Annotated in this window: 18 protein-coding genes; 14 read left to right on the forward strand and 4 right to left on the reverse strand. The window is 72.2% G+C overall.

Features of this window, described 5'->3' with window-relative positions; all coding sequences use genetic code 11:
* The first annotated feature begins 170 nt into the window (after nt 1–170).
* The 9 genes from ACI379_RS05105 to ccsB all read left to right on the forward strand — a co-directional run bounded on the left by ACI379_RS05105 (nt 171) and on the right by ccsB (nt 8,717).
* A complete protein-coding gene (locus ACI379_RS05105; RefSeq protein ID WP_439790989.1) occupies nt 171–971 on the forward strand; it encodes an enoyl-CoA hydratase-related protein in 801 nt (266 codons plus the stop codon).
* A 17-nt stretch (nt 972–988) separates the two neighbouring features.
* Nucleotides 989–1,657, forward strand: coding sequence for a dihydrofolate reductase family protein (locus ACI379_RS05110; RefSeq protein WP_439790990.1), 669 nt, complete (start codon nt 989–991; stop codon nt 1,655–1,657).
* Between the two features lie 61 nt (nt 1,658–1,718).
* Entirely contained in the window at nt 1,719–2,402 is a 684-nt protein-coding gene (npdG, locus tag ACI379_RS05115) for an NADPH-dependent F420 reductase (protein WP_439790991.1), read from the forward strand.
* 285 nt (nt 2,403–2,687) lie between these two features.
* Entirely contained in the window at nt 2,688–4,013 is a 1,326-nt protein-coding gene (gene hemL, locus ACI379_RS05120) for a glutamate-1-semialdehyde 2,1-aminomutase (RefSeq protein ID WP_439790992.1), read from the forward strand.
* The gene (locus tag ACI379_RS05125) at nt 4,010–4,705 is read left to right on the forward strand and encodes a histidine phosphatase family protein (RefSeq protein ID WP_439790993.1); all 696 of its coding nucleotides are present in this window, start codon (nt 4,010–4,012) and stop codon (nt 4,703–4,705) included. Before hemL ends, ACI379_RS05125 begins: the two co-directional genes overlap by 4 nt.
* Entirely contained in the window at nt 4,702–5,352 is a 651-nt protein-coding gene (locus tag ACI379_RS05130) for a TlpA family protein disulfide reductase (protein WP_439790994.1), read from the forward strand. The genes ACI379_RS05125 and ACI379_RS05130 overlap by 4 nt, the downstream gene beginning before the upstream one ends.
* On the forward strand, nt 5,345–6,094 hold the full coding sequence (locus ACI379_RS05135) for a cytochrome c biogenesis CcdA family protein (RefSeq protein WP_439790995.1): 750 nt from the start codon (nt 5,345–5,347) through the stop codon (nt 6,092–6,094). The genes ACI379_RS05130 and ACI379_RS05135 overlap by 8 nt, the downstream gene beginning before the upstream one ends.
* The gene (gene resB, locus ACI379_RS05140) at nt 6,094–7,695 is read left to right on the forward strand and encodes a cytochrome c biogenesis protein ResB (protein ID WP_439790996.1); all 1,602 of its coding nucleotides are present in this window, start codon (nt 6,094–6,096) and stop codon (nt 7,693–7,695) included. The genes ACI379_RS05135 and resB overlap by 1 nt, the downstream gene beginning before the upstream one ends.
* On the forward strand, nt 7,692–8,717 hold the full coding sequence (gene ccsB, locus ACI379_RS05145; RefSeq protein ID WP_439790997.1) for a c-type cytochrome biogenesis protein CcsB: 1,026 nt from the start codon (nt 7,692–7,694) through the stop codon (nt 8,715–8,717). Before resB ends, ccsB begins: the two co-directional genes overlap by 4 nt.
* A gap of 50 nt (nt 8,718–8,767) precedes the next feature.
* Here the strand turns inward: ccsB and ACI379_RS05150 are convergent, their stop codons facing one another.
* Nucleotides 8,768–8,959, reverse strand: coding sequence for a hypothetical protein (locus ACI379_RS05150; protein ID WP_439790998.1), 192 nt, complete (start codon nt 8,957–8,959; stop codon nt 8,768–8,770).
* 36 nt (nt 8,960–8,995) lie between these two features.
* Here ACI379_RS05150 and ACI379_RS05155 point away from each other — a divergent pair, with 36 nt between their 5' ends.
* On the forward strand, nt 8,996–9,310 hold the full coding sequence (locus ACI379_RS05155) for a DUF4229 domain-containing protein (protein ID WP_439790999.1): 315 nt from the start codon (nt 8,996–8,998) through the stop codon (nt 9,308–9,310).
* A gap of 203 nt (nt 9,311–9,513) precedes the next feature.
* On the opposite strand, the gene ACI379_RS05160 is transcribed toward ACI379_RS05155, so the two are convergent.
* Both ACI379_RS05160 and ACI379_RS05165 read right to left on the reverse strand, forming a co-directional pair.
* The gene (locus tag ACI379_RS05160; protein WP_439791000.1) at nt 9,514–10,410 is read right to left on the reverse strand and encodes a 1,4-dihydroxy-2-naphthoate polyprenyltransferase; all 897 of its coding nucleotides are present in this window, start codon (nt 10,408–10,410) and stop codon (nt 9,514–9,516) included.
* A gap of 322 nt (nt 10,411–10,732) precedes the next feature.
* On the reverse strand, nt 10,733–11,983 hold the full coding sequence (locus tag ACI379_RS05165; protein ID WP_439791001.1) for an MFS transporter: 1,251 nt from the start codon (nt 11,981–11,983) through the stop codon (nt 10,733–10,735).
* Nucleotides 11,984–12,113: 130 nt separating this feature from the next.
* Here ACI379_RS05165 and ACI379_RS05170 point away from each other — a divergent pair, with 130 nt between their 5' ends.
* The 3 genes from ACI379_RS05170 to menD are packed head-to-tail and all read left to right on the forward strand — an operon-like array spanning nt 12,114 to nt 15,715.
* A complete protein-coding gene (locus ACI379_RS05170) occupies nt 12,114–13,148 on the forward strand; it encodes an AMP-binding protein (protein ID WP_439791002.1) in 1,035 nt (344 codons plus the stop codon).
* A gap of 18 nt (nt 13,149–13,166) precedes the next feature.
* Nucleotides 13,167–14,105, forward strand: coding sequence for an o-succinylbenzoate synthase (locus tag ACI379_RS05175; RefSeq protein ID WP_439791003.1), 939 nt, complete (start codon nt 13,167–13,169; stop codon nt 14,103–14,105).
* Nucleotides 14,102–15,715, forward strand: coding sequence for a 2-succinyl-5-enolpyruvyl-6-hydroxy-3-cyclohexene-1-carboxylic-acid synthase (menD, locus tag ACI379_RS05180; protein WP_439791004.1), 1,614 nt, complete (start codon nt 14,102–14,104; stop codon nt 15,713–15,715). Before ACI379_RS05175 ends, menD begins: the two co-directional genes overlap by 4 nt.
* 187 nt (nt 15,716–15,902) lie before the next feature.
* Here the strand turns inward: menD and ACI379_RS05185 are convergent, their stop codons facing one another.
* Entirely contained in the window at nt 15,903–17,129 is a 1,227-nt protein-coding gene (locus ACI379_RS05185) for a glycoside hydrolase family 16 protein (RefSeq protein ID WP_439791005.1), read from the reverse strand.
* A 185-nt stretch (nt 17,130–17,314) separates the two neighbouring features.
* Between ACI379_RS05185 and ACI379_RS05190 the strand changes: the two genes are divergently transcribed.
* Nucleotides 17,315–17,959, forward strand: a complete 645-nt coding sequence (locus tag ACI379_RS05190) for an MBL fold metallo-hydrolase (RefSeq protein WP_439791006.1) — start codon at nt 17,315–17,317, stop codon at nt 17,957–17,959.
* Nucleotides 17,960–17,978 lie beyond the last annotated feature (19 nt).

The raw sequence follows: 17,978 nt of genomic DNA on the forward strand, positions 1-17,978 counted from the left end.
GCGGCGCCGGTGTGGGCACCCGGATGGCATTGCGTGAGGCCGGTCTGCTGCCCGACGCCACCTCCGGTGCGGCCGTACGCGCCCCGGGTGCCCCGCCCGCCGGGCCGTACGGGCAGCAGGGCGGCGGACACCCCGGCGAGGGGCCGTACCCGTCGGCCTAGGCTGACCCGGTGAGCCAGCCCGACGTTCCCACCCCCACGCCAGACGACGAGCTCCTCGTCACCGAGACGCCCGGCGTCGTGACCGTCGTCTTCAACCGACCGCACCGCCACAACGCCTTCACCACCGCGATGTACACGCGGATGCGCGAGCTGTGCCAGGAGCTGCGCACCCGACCGGACGTCCGGGTGCTGGTGCTGCGGGGCGCGGGTGGCAAGGCGTTCGCGGCGGGCAACGAGATCAGCGACTTCCTCGAGGCCGACGCCGTGTCGTACGAGGACTGGATCCGCGAGCTGCTCGACATGCTGCTGGACCTCCCGCAGGTGACGGTCGCGGCCGTCGACGGGGTCTGCGTCGGCGGCGGCCTGGCCGTGGCCACCCACTGCGACCTGCGGATCGCGACCCCGCACTCGCGCTTCGGGTACCCGATCGCCAAGACGCTCGGCAACGCGCTGTCGGCGCCCATCGTGTACCGCTGCGCCGCGGCGTTCGGGGAGTCGGTGACCCGGCAGATGCTGCTCACCGCCCGCCTGGTCGGCGCCGACCGGGCGTACGCGGTGGGGGCACTGCTCGACGTCGTCGAGGACCTCGACGCGGCGGTGGAGGAGCTCGTCGCCGGACTGCTGCCGCTGTCCGCGACCACCCAGGCCGCCACGAAGCGCCAGCTCGGCCTGCGGGCGCGGGCCCTGGAGGCGGCGCCCGAGGGCGACGAGGAGATGCTGCACGAGGTGTACGGCGGGGCTGACTTCGCCGAGGGCGTGCGTGCGTTCCTGGGCAAGGAGAAGCCGGCCTTCACCGGTCGACTGGCCTGAGGGGGCAGGATGGGCGGATGGAGTTCCGCCACCTGAGTGACCTGTCGGACGCCGACCTCGTGGAGGCGTACGCGCCGCCGCGGCTCCCGTGGTTCCGGATGAACTTCGTCAGCACCGTCGACGGGGCCGCGCAGGGCAGCGACGGCCTCAGCGGCGGGATCAACAACGAGGCCGACAAGCGTGCGTACGACGCGCTGCGCTCCCGCGCCGACGTCGTCGTGGTCGGGGCCGGCACGGCGCGAGCCGAGGAGTACGGAGTCCCCGACGTGCCGATCGTGGTCGTCACCCGCTCCGGAGTGGTCCCCACCAAGCTGCTCGGGGCTCCCGCGGGGAGGGTGCTGCTGGCGACGGTGGCCACCTCGCCGGGGCTGGCGTCCGCGCTCGACGAGCTCGGCGAGGGCAACGTGCTCGTCTGCGGCGTGGAGCGCGTCGACCTGGGCGACCTGGTCGCACAGCTGGCGGACCGGGGCTTCGGGGAGCTCCTCTGCGAGGGCGGCCCGTCGCTGTTCGCCGACGCGCTGGCGGCCGGTGTGGTCGACGAGCTGTGCCTGTCGCTGGTGCCGCGGGTGGTCGCCGGCGAGCGCAAGCGGATCACCGACGGACCGGACGTGGACGCCACCCTCGACCTGACCCTCCTGCTCGAGCAGGACGGCACGCTGCTGGGCCGCTGGCTCGTCAATCGATGATCATTGTCCGCTGAGTGACCGCCTCCCTGGGTGTCCCGGCGGGCGTGGGTAGCCTGCGGACATGAGTGACGACGCGAAGCGCGACCTGAAGGCCCTGACCATCTCCGTCCTGGGCGGAACCGGCCCGCAGGGCCGCGGGCTGGCCCGTCGCTTCGCCGCCGCCGGCCTCACCGTGGTCATCGGCAGCCGTACCTCCGAGCGCGGCGCCGAGGCGGCCGCTGGGCTGGTCGAGTCCCTCGGCGGCGGTGCCGTCACGGGTGGCTCCAACGCCGAGGCAGCCGCGGCCGGTGACATCGTCCTCGTGGTCGTCCCGTGGGACGGCCACAAGGAGCTGCTGGTCGAGCTGAAGGACGCGCTGGCCGGCAAGATCGTCGTCGACTGCGTCAACCCGCTCGGCTTCGACAAGCAGGGTGCGTACGCGCTCGACGTCGAGGAGGGCTCGGCCACCCAGCAGGCGGCCGCCGTGCTCACCGGGTCGACCGTGGTCGGCGCCTTCCACAACGTCTCCGCAGTCCTGCTGGAGGACCCCGAGGTCGCCAGCATCGACACCGACGTCTTCGTCCTCGGCGACGAGCGCGAGGCGACCGACCTGGTCCAGGAGCTCGCCTCCGTCGTCCCCGGCATGCGCGGCGTGTACGGCGGCCGTCGCCGCAACGCCCACCAGGTGGAGGCGCTCACCGCCAACCTGATCTCCGTCAACCGCCGGTACAAGGCGCACGCCGGGGTCCGCGTCACCGACGTCTGAGTCGTACGCCTGCTCCACCTGCTCCACCGCGTCCCCGAGGGCCGGTCGTCCGCTGGACGGCCGGCCCTCGGCGTACCCGGCCCCGCTGCCGCGCCGATCCCCAGTAACGCGCAGTTATGGGTACCGAACGTGCTCAGTTGACGGTCCTCAGTACGGATAACTGCGCGTTGCTGGAGGAGGCCGGGGCTGGGGGCAGGGCCAGTGCCCTGTGGCCCACGGCACCCTGTCCCGGGGCCCGAAAGCCGCGATGAGGCACCCGTTTGGCCGCTGGGCCACAATGGCCGGGTGACGTCACGTCCTCACCCCGGCAGCGCCACGCTCTTCGAGCGTGCTCAGGCAGTGACCCCCGGTGGAGTGAACTCCCCGGTGCGAGCGTTCAACGCGGTGGGAGGGACGCCCCGGTTCATCCGTTCCGCGCAGGGCGCCTGGCTCACCGACGTGGACGGCAACGAGTACGTCGACCTGATCTGCTCGTGGGGCCCGATGCTGCTCGGCCACGCGCACCCCGAGGTGCTCGCGGAGGTCTCCGCGGCCGTCGCGCGCGGCACGTCGTACGGCACCCCGACCGAGCCGGAGGTGCTGCTCGCCGAGGAGATCGTCGCGCGCACGCCCGCCGAGAAGGTCCGCTTCGTCTCCTCGGGCACCGAGGCCACGATGTCCGCGATCCGTCTGGCGCGCGGCTTCACCGGCCGCGACGTCGTGGTGAAGTTCGCCGGCTGCTACCACGGTCACGTCGACGCGCTGCTCGCCTCCGCCGGCTCCGGTCTGGCCACGCTCTCCGTGCCCGGCACGCCCGGCGTCCCCGCCTCCGCGGCGGCCGAGACGATCGTGCTGCCGTACAACGACCGCGCCGCCGTCACCGCCGCCTTCGAGAAGCACGGCGACCGGATCGCCTGCCTGATCACCGAGGCCACGCCCGGCAACATGGGCGTCGTCCCGCCGCAGCCCGGCTTCAACGCCTTCCTGTCCGAGACCTGCCGCAAGCACGGCGCCCTGTTCATCTCCGACGAGGTGATGACCGGGTTCCGCGCCACGAAGCAGGGCGGGTACGGCCTCGACGGCGCCACCGAGGGGTGGACGCCCGACCTGATGACGTTCGGCAAGGTCATGGGCGGCGGGTTCCCGGCGGCCGCGTTCGGCGGTCGCGCCGACGTCATGGGCCGCCTCGCCCCCGAGGGCCCGGTCTACCAGGCCGGCACCCTGTCGGGGAACCCGGTCGCCACCACCGCCGGCCTCGCCACCCTGCGCCGCGCCACCGACGAGGTGTACGCCCACCTCGACGCCACCGCGACCACGATCGCCGACGCCGCCACCGCCGCCCTGTCCGACGCGGGCGTCCCGCACGCCGTCCAGCGCGCCGGCACCATGTTCTCGGTCTTCTTCCGCGAGGGCGTCGTCAACAACTTCGCCGAGGCCGACCAGCAGGACACCGCTGCGTACGCCGCGTTCTTCCACTCCATGCTCGACGCCGGGGTCTACCTCCCGCCGTCGGCGTACGAGGTGTGGTTCGTCTCCGCGGCCCACGACGACCGGGCCGTGCAGACGGTCCTCGACGCCCTACCCGCCGCGGCCCGCGCCGCCGCGGCGGCCACCGCTGAGGAGACCTCATGAGCGACCAGACGATCGTCCACCTGCTGCGCCACGGCGAGGTCCACAACCCCGACGGCGTGCTGTACGGCCGCCGCGACGGCTACCACCTCTCCACCCTGGGGCGGACGATGGCGCAGCGCGTCGCCGACACCATCGGCGACCGCGACATCGTCCACATGCGCACCTCGCCGCTCGAGCGCGCCCAGGAGACCGCTGCGCCGCTTGCCGCCGTGCTCGGTCTGGAGCCGGTGCTCGACCCGCGCGTCATCGAGTCCACCAACAAGTTCGAGGGCGTCTCCTTCAAGGAGGGTGCGATGGCGATCGTCAAGCGCCCCGCCCTGTGGCGCCACATGTACAACCCGCTCAAGCCGTCCTGGGGCGAGCCGTACACCGAGGTCGTGGCCCGCATGATGGCCGCCGTCCACGACGCCCGTGACGCCGCCCGCGGCCACGAGGCCGTGGTGGTCTCCCACCAGCTGCCGATCTGGTCGACCCGGCTGGCCGCGGAGAAGCGCTCCTTCCTGCACCACCCCAAGAGCCGCCAGTGCACCCTGTGCTCGCTGACCTCGCTCGTCTTCGAGGGCGACCGGCTGACCCAGGTGCGCTACTCCGAGCCGGCCGGCGACCTGATCCCGGTGGCCGACCGCAAGGCTGCCTTCTCGTCCGGTGGCAGCGACCCCGCCGACGGCCCCGCCCCGGAGGCCGGCCGGTGAGGCGAGGGCTGCTGGTCGGGACGCTCCTGGCCGCACTGACGCTGTCGGCGTGCGGCGGCGTCGGCGACACCGGGTCGCAGAACTACATCTCCGGCGAGGGCACGGTCACGTCCGTCGACGAGGCCGACCGTACGGACGCCATCGAGCTCACCGGCGACGGGCTGGACGGCGAGGCGATCGACGTCGCCGACTGGCGCGGCCAGGTGGTCGTGGTCAACGTGTGGGGCGCCTGGTGCCCGCCGTGCCGTGCGGAGCAGGACGAGCTGGTCGAGGCCGCCGTCGAGACCGAGGGCACCGCCCAGTTCGTGGGCGTCAACATCCGTGACCTGGCCGTGGAGAACTCGCGGGCGTTCGTGCGCAACTACGAGGTCCCGTACCCCTCGATCTACTCCCCGGACTCCAAGGCGCTGCTGGCCTTCTCCGGCACGCTCACGCCGTACAGCATCCCCTCGACGGTGATCCTGGACGGCGAGGGGCGCGTGGCCGCCACGATCATGGGATCGGTGCCGTCGGTGCTGACGCTGACCGAGCTGATCAAGGACGTCGCGGACGAGACCGGCAAGGACGGTGCCAAGGACGGCCAGAAGGACGGCGCCAAGGGTGCCGCCGCGACCGGCCGCGACGGGACGAAGTCGACCCGTGGGTGACTGGTTCGTCGAGCAGGCCAGCTCGGGCACGATGCTGCTGGCCGTACCGGTGGCGCTGCTGGCGGGCCTGGTCTCCTTCTTCAGCCCCTGCGTGATCCCGCTGCTGCCCGGCTACCTCTCGTACGCCACCGGCCTGTCGGGCGCGGACCTCGAGGACGCCCGCCGGGGCCGGATGCTGCTCGGCTCCGTCCTGTTCGTGCTCGGCTTCTCGGTCGTGTTCATCTCGATGGGCGCCCTCTTCGGCTCCATCGGGTACGTCCTCTTCGAGCACCAGCGGACCATCACGGTCGTCCTCGGCGCCCTGACCATCGTCATGGGACTGGCGTTCATGGGGCTGGTGCCGGGGCTCCAGCGCGACTGGCGCATCCACAAGGTGCCCGCCGTCGGGCTGGCCGCCGCGCCTCTGCTGGGCGTGCTGTTCGGCCTCGGTTGGGCCCCCTGCGTGGGCCCGACGCTGGCCGCGATCAGCGCGCTGGCGCTCAACGAGGGCACCGTCGGCCGCGGTGCGGTGCTGTCCGGCGTGTACGCGCTCGGGCTGGGGCTCCCGTTCATCGTGGCGGGGCTGGCGTACAAGAAGGCGCTCGGGATGTTCGCCTTCGTCCGGCGTCACCAGCAGTGGGTGATGCGTCTGGGCGGGGCGATGCTGGTGGTGGTCGGCGTGCTGCTGGTCTCCGGCTGGTGGGACCACATGGTCCAGTGGATCCAGTACGAGCTGCAGACTGATTTCGAGGTGATGATCTGATGAGCGACCGCCAGGCGACGCCGCTTCCCGGCGAGCTGACGGCCCGCGAGTTCCTGCGCTGGTGCTGGCGACAGCTCACCTCGATGCGCACGGCCCTGCTGCTCCTGCTGCTGCTCGCCCTGGGCGCGATCCCCGGCTCGATCGTGCCGCAGGACAACATCGACTCGGTCGCGGTCTCGCAGTGGAAGGACGAGCACCCCAAGCTGACCCCGGTGTGGGAGAAGCTGCACCTCTTCTCCGTGTACGACTCCCCGTGGTTCTCCGCGATCTACCTGCTCCTGATGGTCTCGCTGGTCGGCTGCATCCTGCCGCGCCTGGCTGTCTACTGGCGCGCGCTGAGGGCCCGTCCGCCGAAGGCGCCGCGCAACCTCTCGCGGCTGCCCGAGTCCTCCTCGTTCACCACCGACGCCTCCGTCGAGGAGGTCGTGGCGAACGCACGCAAGGTCCTGCGCAAGCGCCGTTTCCGCGTCGAGACCGACGACGAGTCCGTCTCGGGTGAGCGCGGCTACCTGCGCGAGGCCGGCAACCTGCTCTTCCACCTGTCGCTGCTGATCGTCCTGGTCGGCTTCGCCATCGGCTCCCTGTACGGCTACAAGGGCGGCGCGATCATCGTCGTCGACCAGGAGAACGGCGGCGGCTTCGCCAACGACGTCCGCTCCTACGACGAGTTCAAGCCGGGCTCGCTGTTCGACCCGGCCGTCATGGAGCCGTTCTCGTTCACGATCGACGACTTCGACGTGAAGTGGCTGCTCGGCGGCCCGCGTTCGGGCATGGCGCAGAAGTTCGTGTCGTCGCTGACGTACACGACCGAGCCGGGCGGCGAGGAGAAGAAGTACGACCTCAAGGTCAACCACCCGCTCTCCATCGGCGGCACCGACGTCTTCCTGATCGGCCACGGGTACGCGCCGGTGATCGAGATCCGCGACGGCAACGGCGACATCGCGTACACGGGCCCGACGCCGTTCCTGCCGACCGACGGCACGTTCCGCTCGTTCGGCGTGGTCAAGGCGGCCGACGCCAAGCCGAAGCAGATCGGTCTGAGCGGCGAGCTGTACCCGACGTTCCGCATGACCGACGCCGGTCCCACCTCGGAGTTCGGTGCCCCGGGCGACCCGCTGATCTCGATGGTCGTCTACACCGGTGACCTGGGGCTCGACGACGGGTCCCCGCAGTCGGTGTACACGCTCGACACGGAGTCGGCGACGCCGGTGGAGAGCGAGGACGGCTCGCAGCAGTTCCGCGTCGACCTGCGCCCCGGCGAGAAGGCGGAGCTGCCCGACGGGCTCGGCACGGTCGAGTTCAAGTCGTTGCAGCGCTGGAACAAGCTGCAGATCAGCCGTACGCCCGGCAAGTTCATCGCGCTGACCGGCGTCGTGCTGGCCCTCATCGGCCTGTGCGGTTCGCTGTTCATCCGGCCGCGCCGCACCTGGGTCCGGGCCCGGAGCAAGGACGGCATGACCGTGGTCGAGGTGGGTTCCCTCGACCGATCCAGCGGGGGAGACCCCGAACGCGGTGCCGCCGAGTTGGCGAGCATCGTGGAAGCACTCGGCGGCCCGGCCGCCGGAACTGATTCGGCTGCGGCCGAGGAGGAGTCGTCGTGACCGACACAGCGTGGAGCAACCTGAGCGACCAGGCACTGGCCGCTGCGGGGGTCGTCTACGGGCTGGCCCTGCTGACGTACCTGTTCGAGTGGGCGTTCCTGCGCAAGCGGGAGACCACCGAGGCCAAGGTGGGCGCCACGGTGGCCACCGGCGGCGCGGGTGGCGACGCCGGGGCGGCGGTCGCGGTCGCTGAGCCGGAGGAGTCGACCAAGGCGGAGTTCGCCGGGCGGCTGGCGATCCTGCTGACCGTGGTGGGTGTGCTGATCCACGGGCTGTCGGTGGTGGGGCGCGGCATGGCCGCCGACCCCAACCGGGTGCCGTGGAGCAACATGTACGAGTTCACGCTCACGGGCACCTTCATGGTCGTCCTGCTGTACGTGCTCAGCGTGGTCAAGCTCAAGCTGTACTGGATGGGCCCCTGGGTGGTCGGGTTCGCGCTCTCGGCGCTGACCGCCGACGTGGTCTGGTTGTACGAGGAGGTCGTGCCGCTCGGCGAGGCCCTGCAGTCGCCGTGGCTGGTGATCCACGTGGTGTCGGCGATCATCGCGACCGCCGCCTTCACCCTCGGCGGCATCGCCTCGATCCTGTACCTGTTCAAGGAGCGCTCGACCAAGGAGACCGGCTACCTGGCGCGGATCCCGTCGCTGGTCGGCCTCGACCGCATCTCGTACCGGATGCACGCCTTCGCGTTCCCGGTGTGGACGTTCGCGGTGCTCATCACGGGCCCGATCTGGGCGCACCAGGCGTGGTCGTCGTACTGGAGCTGGGACCCCAAGGAGGTGTGGGCGTTCATCACCTGGGTCGTCTACGCCGCGTACCTGCACGCCCGTGCGACCGCCGGCTGGAAGGGGCGCCACGCGGCGTACCTGGCGATCGTCGGCCTGCTGACCCTGTGGTTCAACTTCATCGGGATCAACTTCTTCTCCACCTCCAGCCAGCACTCGTACGCAGGCGGGGCCGAGGTCGTCGTCGGCGAGCTCGTCCCGGGCACCGCCGCGGTGGCCGGTGGCTCACCGAGCTGACCGGGCCACCCGCGAGACAGGCTCCTGCAGCGAGGGTTGACCCGGTCGGGTCAGCCCTCGCTGTCGTCGTGGGGGTGCGGCCGCTTGCGGTCGATGTCGCGCAGGAAGTCGACGTCGTCGTCGGGGGCGATGGTGCGCGGGTTCTGCTTGGTCGCCCGGCTCACGCCGCCACGCTCCAGCAGACGCAGGAGCAGGTAGACCGTGACGGTGACCACGACGATCACCAGGAGAACCTTCAGCATTCTTCCAATGTAGACGGCGCCGCCTAGGCTGGAGGCGTGAAGGAGTTCGCTGTCTACACCGCCCTGCGCCTGATCCTCTTCCTCGCCACGTTCGGTCTCGTGGCCGGGGTGTGGATGCTGGTCGCCGACGAGATCAACGTCTTCCTGGCGCTGATCATCGCCCTGCTGATCTCGGGCATCGCGTCGTTCTTCATGCTGAACCGTCAGCGGTCCGCCTTCGCGACCCGCGTCGAGGAGCGCGCCGAGCGCGTCAGCTCGGCCTTCGAGGAGCACAAGGCCCGCGAGGACGCCGAGGCCGCCGCAGCCGAGGGCGCGGACGGTACGGCTCCCGAGGGCGACCAGAAGGCCTGACCGGCCCGCATCCGCGGTGGGTGCGGGCGTCATGCGTACGCGCGCTGGGGGTGCCCTGCGTCATGCGGACCCGCACGTATAGGTGCCAGTTCGGATGACGCAGGCAGGCCTCGCGCTCCTTTGGGATGACGCGCGCCGGCCTCGCACCCATTCGGATGACGCACGCGGGCGCGCGCAGCGCTCCGTATGACGCGAGCGGCCCCTCAGAGCGCGGCGACCACGAACAGCGGCACCGAGACGAGGACCGACCACGCGACCTCGGACATCCCGGTCCGGGCCAGCACGGGGATGAGTCCCGCGCCGCTGGCCCCGGTGGCGACGAGCCGCACGAGCGGACCGGCGACGGCCAGGAAGCCCAGCCCGAGCAGCGCCCACCAGGTGGTGGCCGCCGCGACGGCGACGACGGCGGCCGCGGCAGCGCCCACCAGCAGGGCGTACAGGGCACGCGTGCGCGAGTCACCCAGGCGTACGGCCAGGGTGTTCTTGCCGGCCACGGTGTCGGTCGGGATGTCGCGCAGGTTGTTGGCCACGAGGATCGCGCACGCGAGGGCGCCGATGCCGACGGCGGCGTAGAGCGCGGGCAGCTCGAGGGTGCGGGTCTGGACGAACGTCGTGCCCATCACCGCGACGAGCCCGAAGAAGACGAAGACCATGACCTCGCCGAGGCCGAGGTAGCCGTACGGGTTCTTGCCGCCGGTGTACTTCCACGCCGCGACCACGCACACGAGTCCGACGAGGACGAGCCACCACGCGGTCGCCGCGGCCAGGACGAGTCCGGCGACACCGGCGACGCCGAACGCCGCGAACGCCGCAGCCTTGACCGCCCCGGGCGACGCGGCCCCCGACCCGACCAGGCGCATCGGGCCGACCCGGTCCTCGTCGGTGCCGCGGATGCCGTCGGAGTAGTCGTTGGCGTAGTTGACGCCGACCTGCAGGGCCAGGCTGACCACGAGCGCCAGCAGCGCCCGCCACCACATGCCGCCCCACGTCCAGTCGTCGTCGACCCAGGACGCGACGGCCGTACCCACCAGGACCGGCGCCACCGCGGCGGGCAGCGTACGGGGGCGGGAACCGGCGATCCAGTCAGCAGCAGAGGTCACCGGCCGATTCTGCCAGCCGTGGTCCGCCTCCCCGGCGCTCGCCCCGCCGACCACGGCCCTGCCCGCCCCAGCGGCCGCTCCCTACCCCGCCACTGACCTCCGCGCCCTTCTCCTAGTAACGCGCAGTTATCCGTACGACAGACAGCCCATTGGATGCACCTCGTACGGATAACTGCGCGTTACAACGGGCGGGGCTGGCAGGAGAGAGCGGAGCCGAGGACAACGGGCGGGGCTGGCAGGAGGAGGGCGGGGCCGAGGACAACGGGCGGGGCAGGCAGTAGGAGAGGGGAGCCGAGGAGAGCGGGATGGGGCGCGCGGCGCCTCAGGTGTGCGGGTCGAGCCCGTGCCGCTCGAGGAAGCGGGCGCCCATCCGGGTCGTGCGGTGCAGGCCGACGGTCGCGACCACCACGATCAGCGCGATCACCAGCCAGCCCTGCGAGCCCCAGCTCAGCGCCAGGAACGTGTACAGCGCCGGCGCCCAGACGCGTCCCAGCGTGCCGCCGAGCTCGGCCGCACCCTGGTACGACCCGCGCTGGCGCGGGTCCATCAGCTCGGCCTCGATCGACCAGCTCGCCGCCGACAGGAACAGCTCGGCGCCGGTCAGCACGACGTGCGCGAGCAGCATGACCGCCACCGTCACCCAGCCGATCGTCTCGTGGGTGAGCATCGTGATGACGCAGGAGGCGACGAAGAAGGTGGCGGAGATCCGCAGTGCCCGCAGCGCCGTGGTCAGGTCCTTCACCCCGCGCGCGGCGGCCATCGGCAGGAAGATGCACATCACCGTGTTGGTGCCGAACAGCAGCGCCAGGATCGTCCGCGGCGCGTCGGTGGCCTCCACCAGCCACAGCGGGATCACGACGTTGAGGACGACCTGGTTGGTCCACAGCACGCCCACGAAGAACGTCGACAGCATCCAGCCGGGGTTGCGCAGCGGGGTCGGCTGGATCTTGACCGCCCGCTCCTCCTTGGTGCGCTTCACGTCGTGGCTGGCGTCGGGCAGCCGCACGATCGACAGCGCGTTGACCACGAAGACGGCCGCGGTGAACCACGGCACCATCCGCAGCACGTCGTTGGAGTCGAAGGCCAGCGCCACCGCGCCCAGCAGCGACCCGAGGGTGAAGCCGACGTTGAGGGCGGAGTACATGTACGCCCGCGACTTCACGCGCTCGTCCAGCGGCAGCACGTCGATCGTGTACGCCCCGTGCGCCGCCCCGCCGAGCGCGCCGGCGACCTCCATGGCCACGGCCATCGCGACGTACCCGGTGAAGTTGTCGATGAACGGCCACAGCGAGAACAGGCTGGCCTGGCACAGGGCGCTGGCCGCCCACATCCGCTTGGGTCCGAACCGGTCGACCAGCTTGCCCATCGGGACGGCGGCGATGAACGCCGCGATGCCGGCGATGGTGAGACCGAGTCCGACCTCGGCGGCGCGCAGCCCCACGATCTGCGTGAAGAAGACCGCCGAACCGGTCATGAAGGTGCCCTCGCCGGTGGCGAAGAGCAGCGACTGCAGCGAGAGGCGGCCGGCGAGCTGGGACGGGGGCTTGGCCTTGCGGGCCGCGGTTTTCAACATCGCCCACCAACTTTTCAGCAGGGGGAGAGGTCGGCGCAAATCATTTCTCCGGATCGATGGCCGGAGAACGGATCTTGCGTGCGGCCGGGGTGTGCGCCGCAGCGACGGGGGACACCGCTAGCGTGCAGGGGTGAGCTTCCTCGTCCCCGCCGCGGACCCGGCCGTCGCCGTGGGCGACCTCCGGGCGTGGCTGGACGCCGACGACCCGCGGCCGCTGCTCATCGAGACCTCCGGCTCGAGCGGCCAGCCCAAGCGGGTGGTGCTCTCCCGTACGGCCGTGCTTGCCTCCGTCCGTGCCTCGGCGGCCCGGCTGGGCGCCAGCGGCCGGTGGTTGCTCGCGCTGCCCGCCGCGTACGTCGCCGGGGTGCAGGTCGTCGTCCGCTCGCTGGACGCCGGGCACGACCCCGTCCACGTCACCGACGGGTTCGCCGACGCCGTGGGCCGGGCGCGTACGACCGGCGACCCGGACGTGCACCTGTTCACCTCGCTGGTCCCGACCCAGCTGCACCGCCTCCTCGACGACCCCGCCGAGACCGCCGCCCTGGCCAGCCTGCACACGGTGCTCCTCGGTGGCGGCCCGATCGACCCGGCGCTGCGCCGCCGCGGCGAGGAGGCCGGCGTCCACGTCGTGGCCACGTACGGCGCGTCGGAGACCGCCGGCGGCTGTGTCTACGACGGCGTCCCCCTCGACGGGGTCGCGCTCGCCCTCGACGCCACCGGACGGATCCGGATCGGCGGCCCCACCCTCTTCGACGGGTACGACGGCGACCCCGACCTGACCGCGCAGACCCTCGTCGACGGCTGGTACCTCACCGCCGACGCCGGCCGCCTCGACGAGGACGGCCGTCTCGCGGTTCTTGGGCGCCTCGACGACGTCGTGGTCAGCGGGGGAGTGAACGTGCCCCTGCCCGCCGTCGCCGCCCGCCTGCGCGAGCACCCCGGCGTGGACTGGGTCGAGGTGCTCGGCGTCGACGACGAGGAGTGGGGGCAGCGCGTCGTCGCGTACGTCACCGGCCACCTCGACCTGGACGCCGCCCGCGACTGGGTGGGGGCGGTGCTCCCCCGCTCGTGGGCGCCGCGACAGGTGGTCGAGCTGGCCGAGATGCCGCTGCTGGGCAACGGCAAGGTCGACCGGGTCGCCCTGCGTGCCCTGCTCGCACCGTGAGTACGGGAGGATGACCCCGTGCACGTCTACTCCGTCCCGCTGAGGACCCGGTTCCGCGGGATCACCGTCCGCGAGGGGGTCCTGTTCGAGACCCCGTCCGGCTGGGGGGAGTGGAGCCCCTTCCTCGAGTACGACGCCCGCGTCAGCGCACCCTGGCTGCGCTGCGCCGAGGAGGCCGCCGCCGGCGACTGGCCGGCCCCGGTGCGCGACACCGTCCCGGTCAACGTGACCGTGCCCGCCACCGACCCCGAGCGCGCCCACGCGATCGTGCGGGCCGGCGGGTGCCGTACGGCGAAGATCAAGGTCGCCGAGCCGGGGCAGAGCCTCGCCGACGACGTGGCCCGCGTGGAGGCCGTCCGCGACGCGATGGGCGCCGACGGGATCATCCGCGTCGACGTCAACGGTGGCTGGGACGTCGACACCGCCGTCACCTCGATCCGCACCCTCGACGTCGCCGCCGGCGGCCTGGAGTACGTCGAGCAGCCGACCGCGACGGTCGAGGAGCTGGCCGCCGTACGCCGCCGCGTCGACGTCCCGATCGCGGCCGACGAGTCGATCCGGCGCGCCGAGGACCCGTACCGGGTGCGTGACCTGGAGGCCGCCGACATCGCCGTCCTCAAGGTGCAGCCGCTGGGCGGCGTCCGCGCCTGCCTGCGGATCGCCGAGGAGATCGGCCTGCCCGTCGTCGTCTCCAGCGCGCTGGAGACCAGCGTCGGCATCGCCGCCGGGGTCGCCCTGGCCGCCGCCCTGCCCGAGCTGCCGCACGCGTGCGGCCTGGCCACCGTCCAGCTGCTCACCGACGACGTGGTGGGCGCACCGCTGCTGCCCGTCGACGGCGAGCTGCCCGTGGTGGCCCCGAGGGTCGACGCGGACGCCCTCGCCCGGCTGGCGGCGCCCGCCGACCGGGTCGCCCACTGGGAGCGTCGTCTGGCCGAGGTCCGCGAGGTGCTCGGATGAGCGCCACCGAGCTGGCCCGCGCCCTGCTCACCCGGCTGCTCGCTGGCGGGGTGCGCGAGTACGTCCTCGCGCCCGGGTCGCGCAACGCGCCGCTCGCCTTCGCGCTGGCCGACGCCGCCGACGCGGGTCTGCTGCGCCTGCACACCCGGATCGACGAACGCACCGCCGGTTTCCTCGCGCTGGGACTGACCAAGGTCGGGCGCCGGGCCGCGGTCGTGTGCACCTCGGGCACCGCCGTGGCCAACCTGCACCCGGCGGCCCTGGAGAGCGCGCACAGCGGCGTGCCCACCGTCTTCCTGACCGCCGACCGCCCCGCCTCGTTGCGCGGCACGGGGGCGTCGCAGACCACCGACCAGACCGGGGTGTTCGGCGAGCTCGTCCAGTTCCACGACGTCGGCGAGCCCGGCGACGTCAGTGCAGCCGGGGCGGCCGTGGTGGCGGGCGCGGTGCAGCTGCGGCCGGTCCACCTCAACGTCCAGTTCTCCGGACTCCTGGTCCCCGAGGACCGCTGGCAGCCCGCGCCGGTGCCCGTCGTGGCTGTCGAACCGCCGCCCGCACCGACGCCGTACGAGCTCCCGTCCGGGCCGCGGACCGTCGTGGTCGCCGGCGACGACGCCGGCTCCTGGTCACGGGTGCTGGCCGAGCGCGCCGGGTGGCCGCTGCTCGCCGAGCCCACGTCGGCGGCCCGTCGCGGGGACCACGCGGTCCGGACGTACCGGCTGCTGCTGGAGACGGAGCTCGGCGCCGCCGTCGAGCGGGTGGTGCTCGCCGGCCACCCCACCCTGTCGCGCCCGGTGAGCGCCCTGCTCGAGCGCGCCGACGTCGAGGTCGTCTCCGTGCCCCCGCGCGGCTGCTGGCCCACCCGCCCGTTCCCGGTCGCCCGCGAGGAGGCGGCCCTGGCCGCGCCGGCGGACGGACCGAGCGCTGCCGACGAGGAGTGGCTCGCCGTCTGGCGCTCCGCGGACCGTACGCTCGGCCGCCAGATCGACCGGCTGCTCGCCAGCGAGCCCGACCTGACCCCGCACGAGGTCGCGCGGACGGTCGGCGCCGCCGTGCCCGAGGGCGGGCTGCTGTGGGTCGGCGCCTCCAACCCCATCCGCGACCTCGACCTGATGATGGCGCCCACCTCGGTCGGTGCGCGCCGCAAGGTCGTCGCCAACCGGGGTCTCGCCGGCATCGACGGCACCCTCTCCTCCGCCGTGGGCGCCGCGCTCGGGCGGCCCGGGCCGCAGGCGTACGCCCTGGTCGGGGACGTCACGTTCGTGCACGACCTCACCGGCCTGGTCACCGGCACCGACCAGGAACGCCCCGACCTCACCGTGGTCGTCGTCAACGACGACGGCGGCTCCATCTTCACCACCCTCGAGCAGGGGGCCCCGCAGTACGCCGACCGTTACGACCGGCTCTTCGGCACGCCGCACGGCGTCGACCTGGCGAGCGCCTGCGCAGCCGTACGGATCCCGCACCTGCGGGTGCACAGCCTCCCCGAGCTGGAGCAGGCCCTGGCCAGCCCCAACGGCGGCCTCGAGGTCGTCGAGGTGGTCGTACGCCGCGACAACCGCCGCGACCTCGACGCGCGCCTGCGCGCCCTGGCCTCCGACCTCGGCTGAGGCGTACGCGCGTCGGAGTTCGTCACGTCTGGTCGGACTCGCCCACCTTTGGTCGGAGTTCCCCACAACACGACGAAGTCCCCGCCTTGGCGGGGAAACCGACACGTTGTGGGTGTTGCAACCCCCACAACATGACGAAGTCCCCGCCAAGGCGGGGACTTCGCCAACAACACCAGCCTCAGGAGACTCAGCCCTGCGGCGTCTCCCAGACCCGGATCCAGTCGACGTAGTTGTGCTGGGGCAGCTTCGCGTCACCCGACAGGTGCAGGCCGTAGTCCGAGCTGAGCAGGCTCAGGATCGGGAACTGGCGCACGCCGGAGACGAACTTGGAGGTCCGCCAGGTCTCGCGACCGTCGATGCGGAAGACGTACTCCTTGGGCGTCCACTGCACGGAGAACACGTGGTAGTTCTTCGACCAGCTGTCCTTCTTGTTGGCCAGGAAGCGGTTGTGCTTGGGGATCCAGCCGATGGTGCCGCTGGCGCCGGCCTTGCCCTTGTCGGTGCCGAGCTTGTCGGCGGTGCCGTGCGAGTAGACCCACGAGGTCATGCCGTCGCCGTCGCCGAAGTACTCCATGATGTCGATCTCGGTGCCGGCCAGGGCGGCGGTGTCGGCGACCGTGTACGTCTCGGGCTGCAGCCAGAACGCGCTGTGCGGGCCGCGGTCCTTCTGCAGCTTGATGCGGGCGGCGGCGTAGCCGTACTTGAAGCCGAAGGCGCCCTGGGTGCCGACGTGACCGTTGAGGCGGTACGCGAACTGGCCGGTCGGCTTGCCGTCCTTCATGCCCGTGCAGGTCTTGGTGCCCTCGTCGGGGTTCTTCATCACCGACAGGCGCAGCGTGCCGCCGGTGACCTTGGTGGCGCGGGGGTCGCCCTTGGAGCAGGCGCGCTTGCTCTGCGGGTAGTAGTCCTGGCCGCGGTGGTTCCAGGTGGAGCCCAGGGTGGAGCCGCCGAACTCGTCGCTCCACGTCGGCGAGAGCCAACGGTCGACCTTGACCGAGCCGCTGGTGGCCGGCTTGGCGTTCTTGTACTTGGCCGCGACGACGCGGTACGAGGCGCCCTTCTTGGCGGTCCCGTTGAGCTCGTACGAGCCGTTGGCCTTGGTCTTGCCCTTGGCCAGCGCGACCCACTTGCGACCGTCCTTGCGCTGGAGCGTCACGGGGCGGCCGGTCTTCTTGGGCGTCACGACGCCGGTGAAGACGGACTTGGCGCTCTTGGCCGCCGCCGCCGCGGAGCCCTGCTGGGCCATCTGCGGGTGCGCGACCAGCGACACCTTGCTCTTCACCAGAGCCTGCGTCGGCGTCGACAGTGAGGTGGGGGCGGTCTCGTCAGCCTGGCTCTGCGCGGTCCCGAGGAGGAACGACGCCGGGAGCGTGAGGGCTGCGAGACCGACGGCAAGCGTGCGGCGAACGGGCATGGTTGACTCTCGATTCGGTACGAGGGGTGGGACGCACAACCGGGTGGTGCTGCCCGTGGGGGTCTACGGCGCGACCAAATGTAGGGGCCCGGTCGGAGAGTTCGCTGGCGAACGGCCAGATCCGTTCCGGGCGCGCTCCGGTACGCCCCTGCCGCCCCCGCCGGGGATGTCCTAGGCTCGCCGACATGCGCATCACGAAGTTCGGTCACGCCTGCGTCCGCATCGAGCAGCGCAGCACCGCGCTGGTCCTGGACCCCGGCAACTTCACCGACCGCGAGGCCGTGGACGGCGCCACCGCCGTCCTCATCACGCACGCGCACCCCGACCACCTGTGGGCGGAGAACCTGCGCGCCACCGACGCCCCGATCTGGACGATCCAGGAGGTCGCCGACGCGATCGCCGCCGACGCTCCCGACCTGAGCGAGCGGGTGACCGTGGTGCGCCCGGGCGACGAGTTCGACGCAGGCTTCGCCGTCCGTACGGTGGGGGAGCTGCACGCGGTGATCCACCCCGAGATGCAGCGCTTCCACAACTCCGGCTACCTCGTCGACGTCGACGGCAGCAAGGTCTTCCACCCCGGCGACGCGCTCACCGGGCCGGGCGAGGCGATCGACCTGCTGCTGCTCCCGGTCAGCGCCCCGTGGCTCAAGATCTCCGAGTGCGTCAACTTCGCCCGCGACGTCGCGGCGACCCGCAACCTCGCCATCCACGACGCCATCTACTCCGAGGCCGGCCTCACGGTGGCGGACCGGATGCTCAACACCTTCCTGCCGGGCGCCGGGCTTCAGTACACGCGCGTCGCCCCGGGCAGCGAGGTCGCGGCGGGCTGACCCCGCCCGCTGACCCCGC

The sequence above is a fragment of the Nocardioides sp. genome, from assembly GCF_051876515.1.
In the GTDB taxonomy this organism is placed as follows: domain Bacteria; phylum Actinomycetota; class Actinomycetes; order Propionibacteriales; family Nocardioidaceae; genus Nocardioides.

What these genes read in the sequence shown, in the direction of transcription:
- ACI379_RS05110 (WP_439790990.1), top strand. Translation starts at nt 989, where the DNA reads ATGGAGTTCCGCCACCTGAGTGACCTGTCGGACGCCGACCTCGTGGAG.
- npdG (WP_439790991.1), top strand. Translation starts at nt 1,719, where the DNA reads ATGAGTGACGACGCGAAGCGCGACCTGAAGGCCCTGACCATCTCCGTC.
- ACI379_RS05125 (WP_439790993.1), top strand. Translation starts at nt 4,010, where the DNA reads ATGAGCGACCAGACGATCGTCCACCTGCTGCGCCACGGCGAGGTCCAC.
- resB (WP_439790996.1), top strand. Translation starts at nt 6,094, where the DNA reads ATGAGCGACCGCCAGGCGACGCCGCTTCCCGGCGAGCTGACGGCCCGC.
- ACI379_RS05150 (WP_439790998.1), bottom strand. Translation starts at nt 8,959, where the DNA reads ATGCTGAAGGTTCTCCTGGTGATCGTCGTGGTCACCGTCACGGTCTAC.
- ACI379_RS05165 (WP_439791001.1), bottom strand. Translation starts at nt 11,983, where the DNA reads ATGTTGAAAACCGCGGCCCGCAAGGCCAAGCCCCCGTCCCAGCTCGCC.
- menD (WP_439791004.1), top strand. Translation starts at nt 14,102, where the DNA reads ATGAGCGCCACCGAGCTGGCCCGCGCCCTGCTCACCCGGCTGCTCGCT.
- ACI379_RS05185 (WP_439791005.1), bottom strand. Translation starts at nt 17,129, where the DNA reads ATGCCCGTTCGCCGCACGCTTGCCGTCGGTCTCGCAGCCCTCACGCTC.
- ACI379_RS05190 (WP_439791006.1), top strand. Translation starts at nt 17,315, where the DNA reads ATGCGCATCACGAAGTTCGGTCACGCCTGCGTCCGCATCGAGCAGCGC.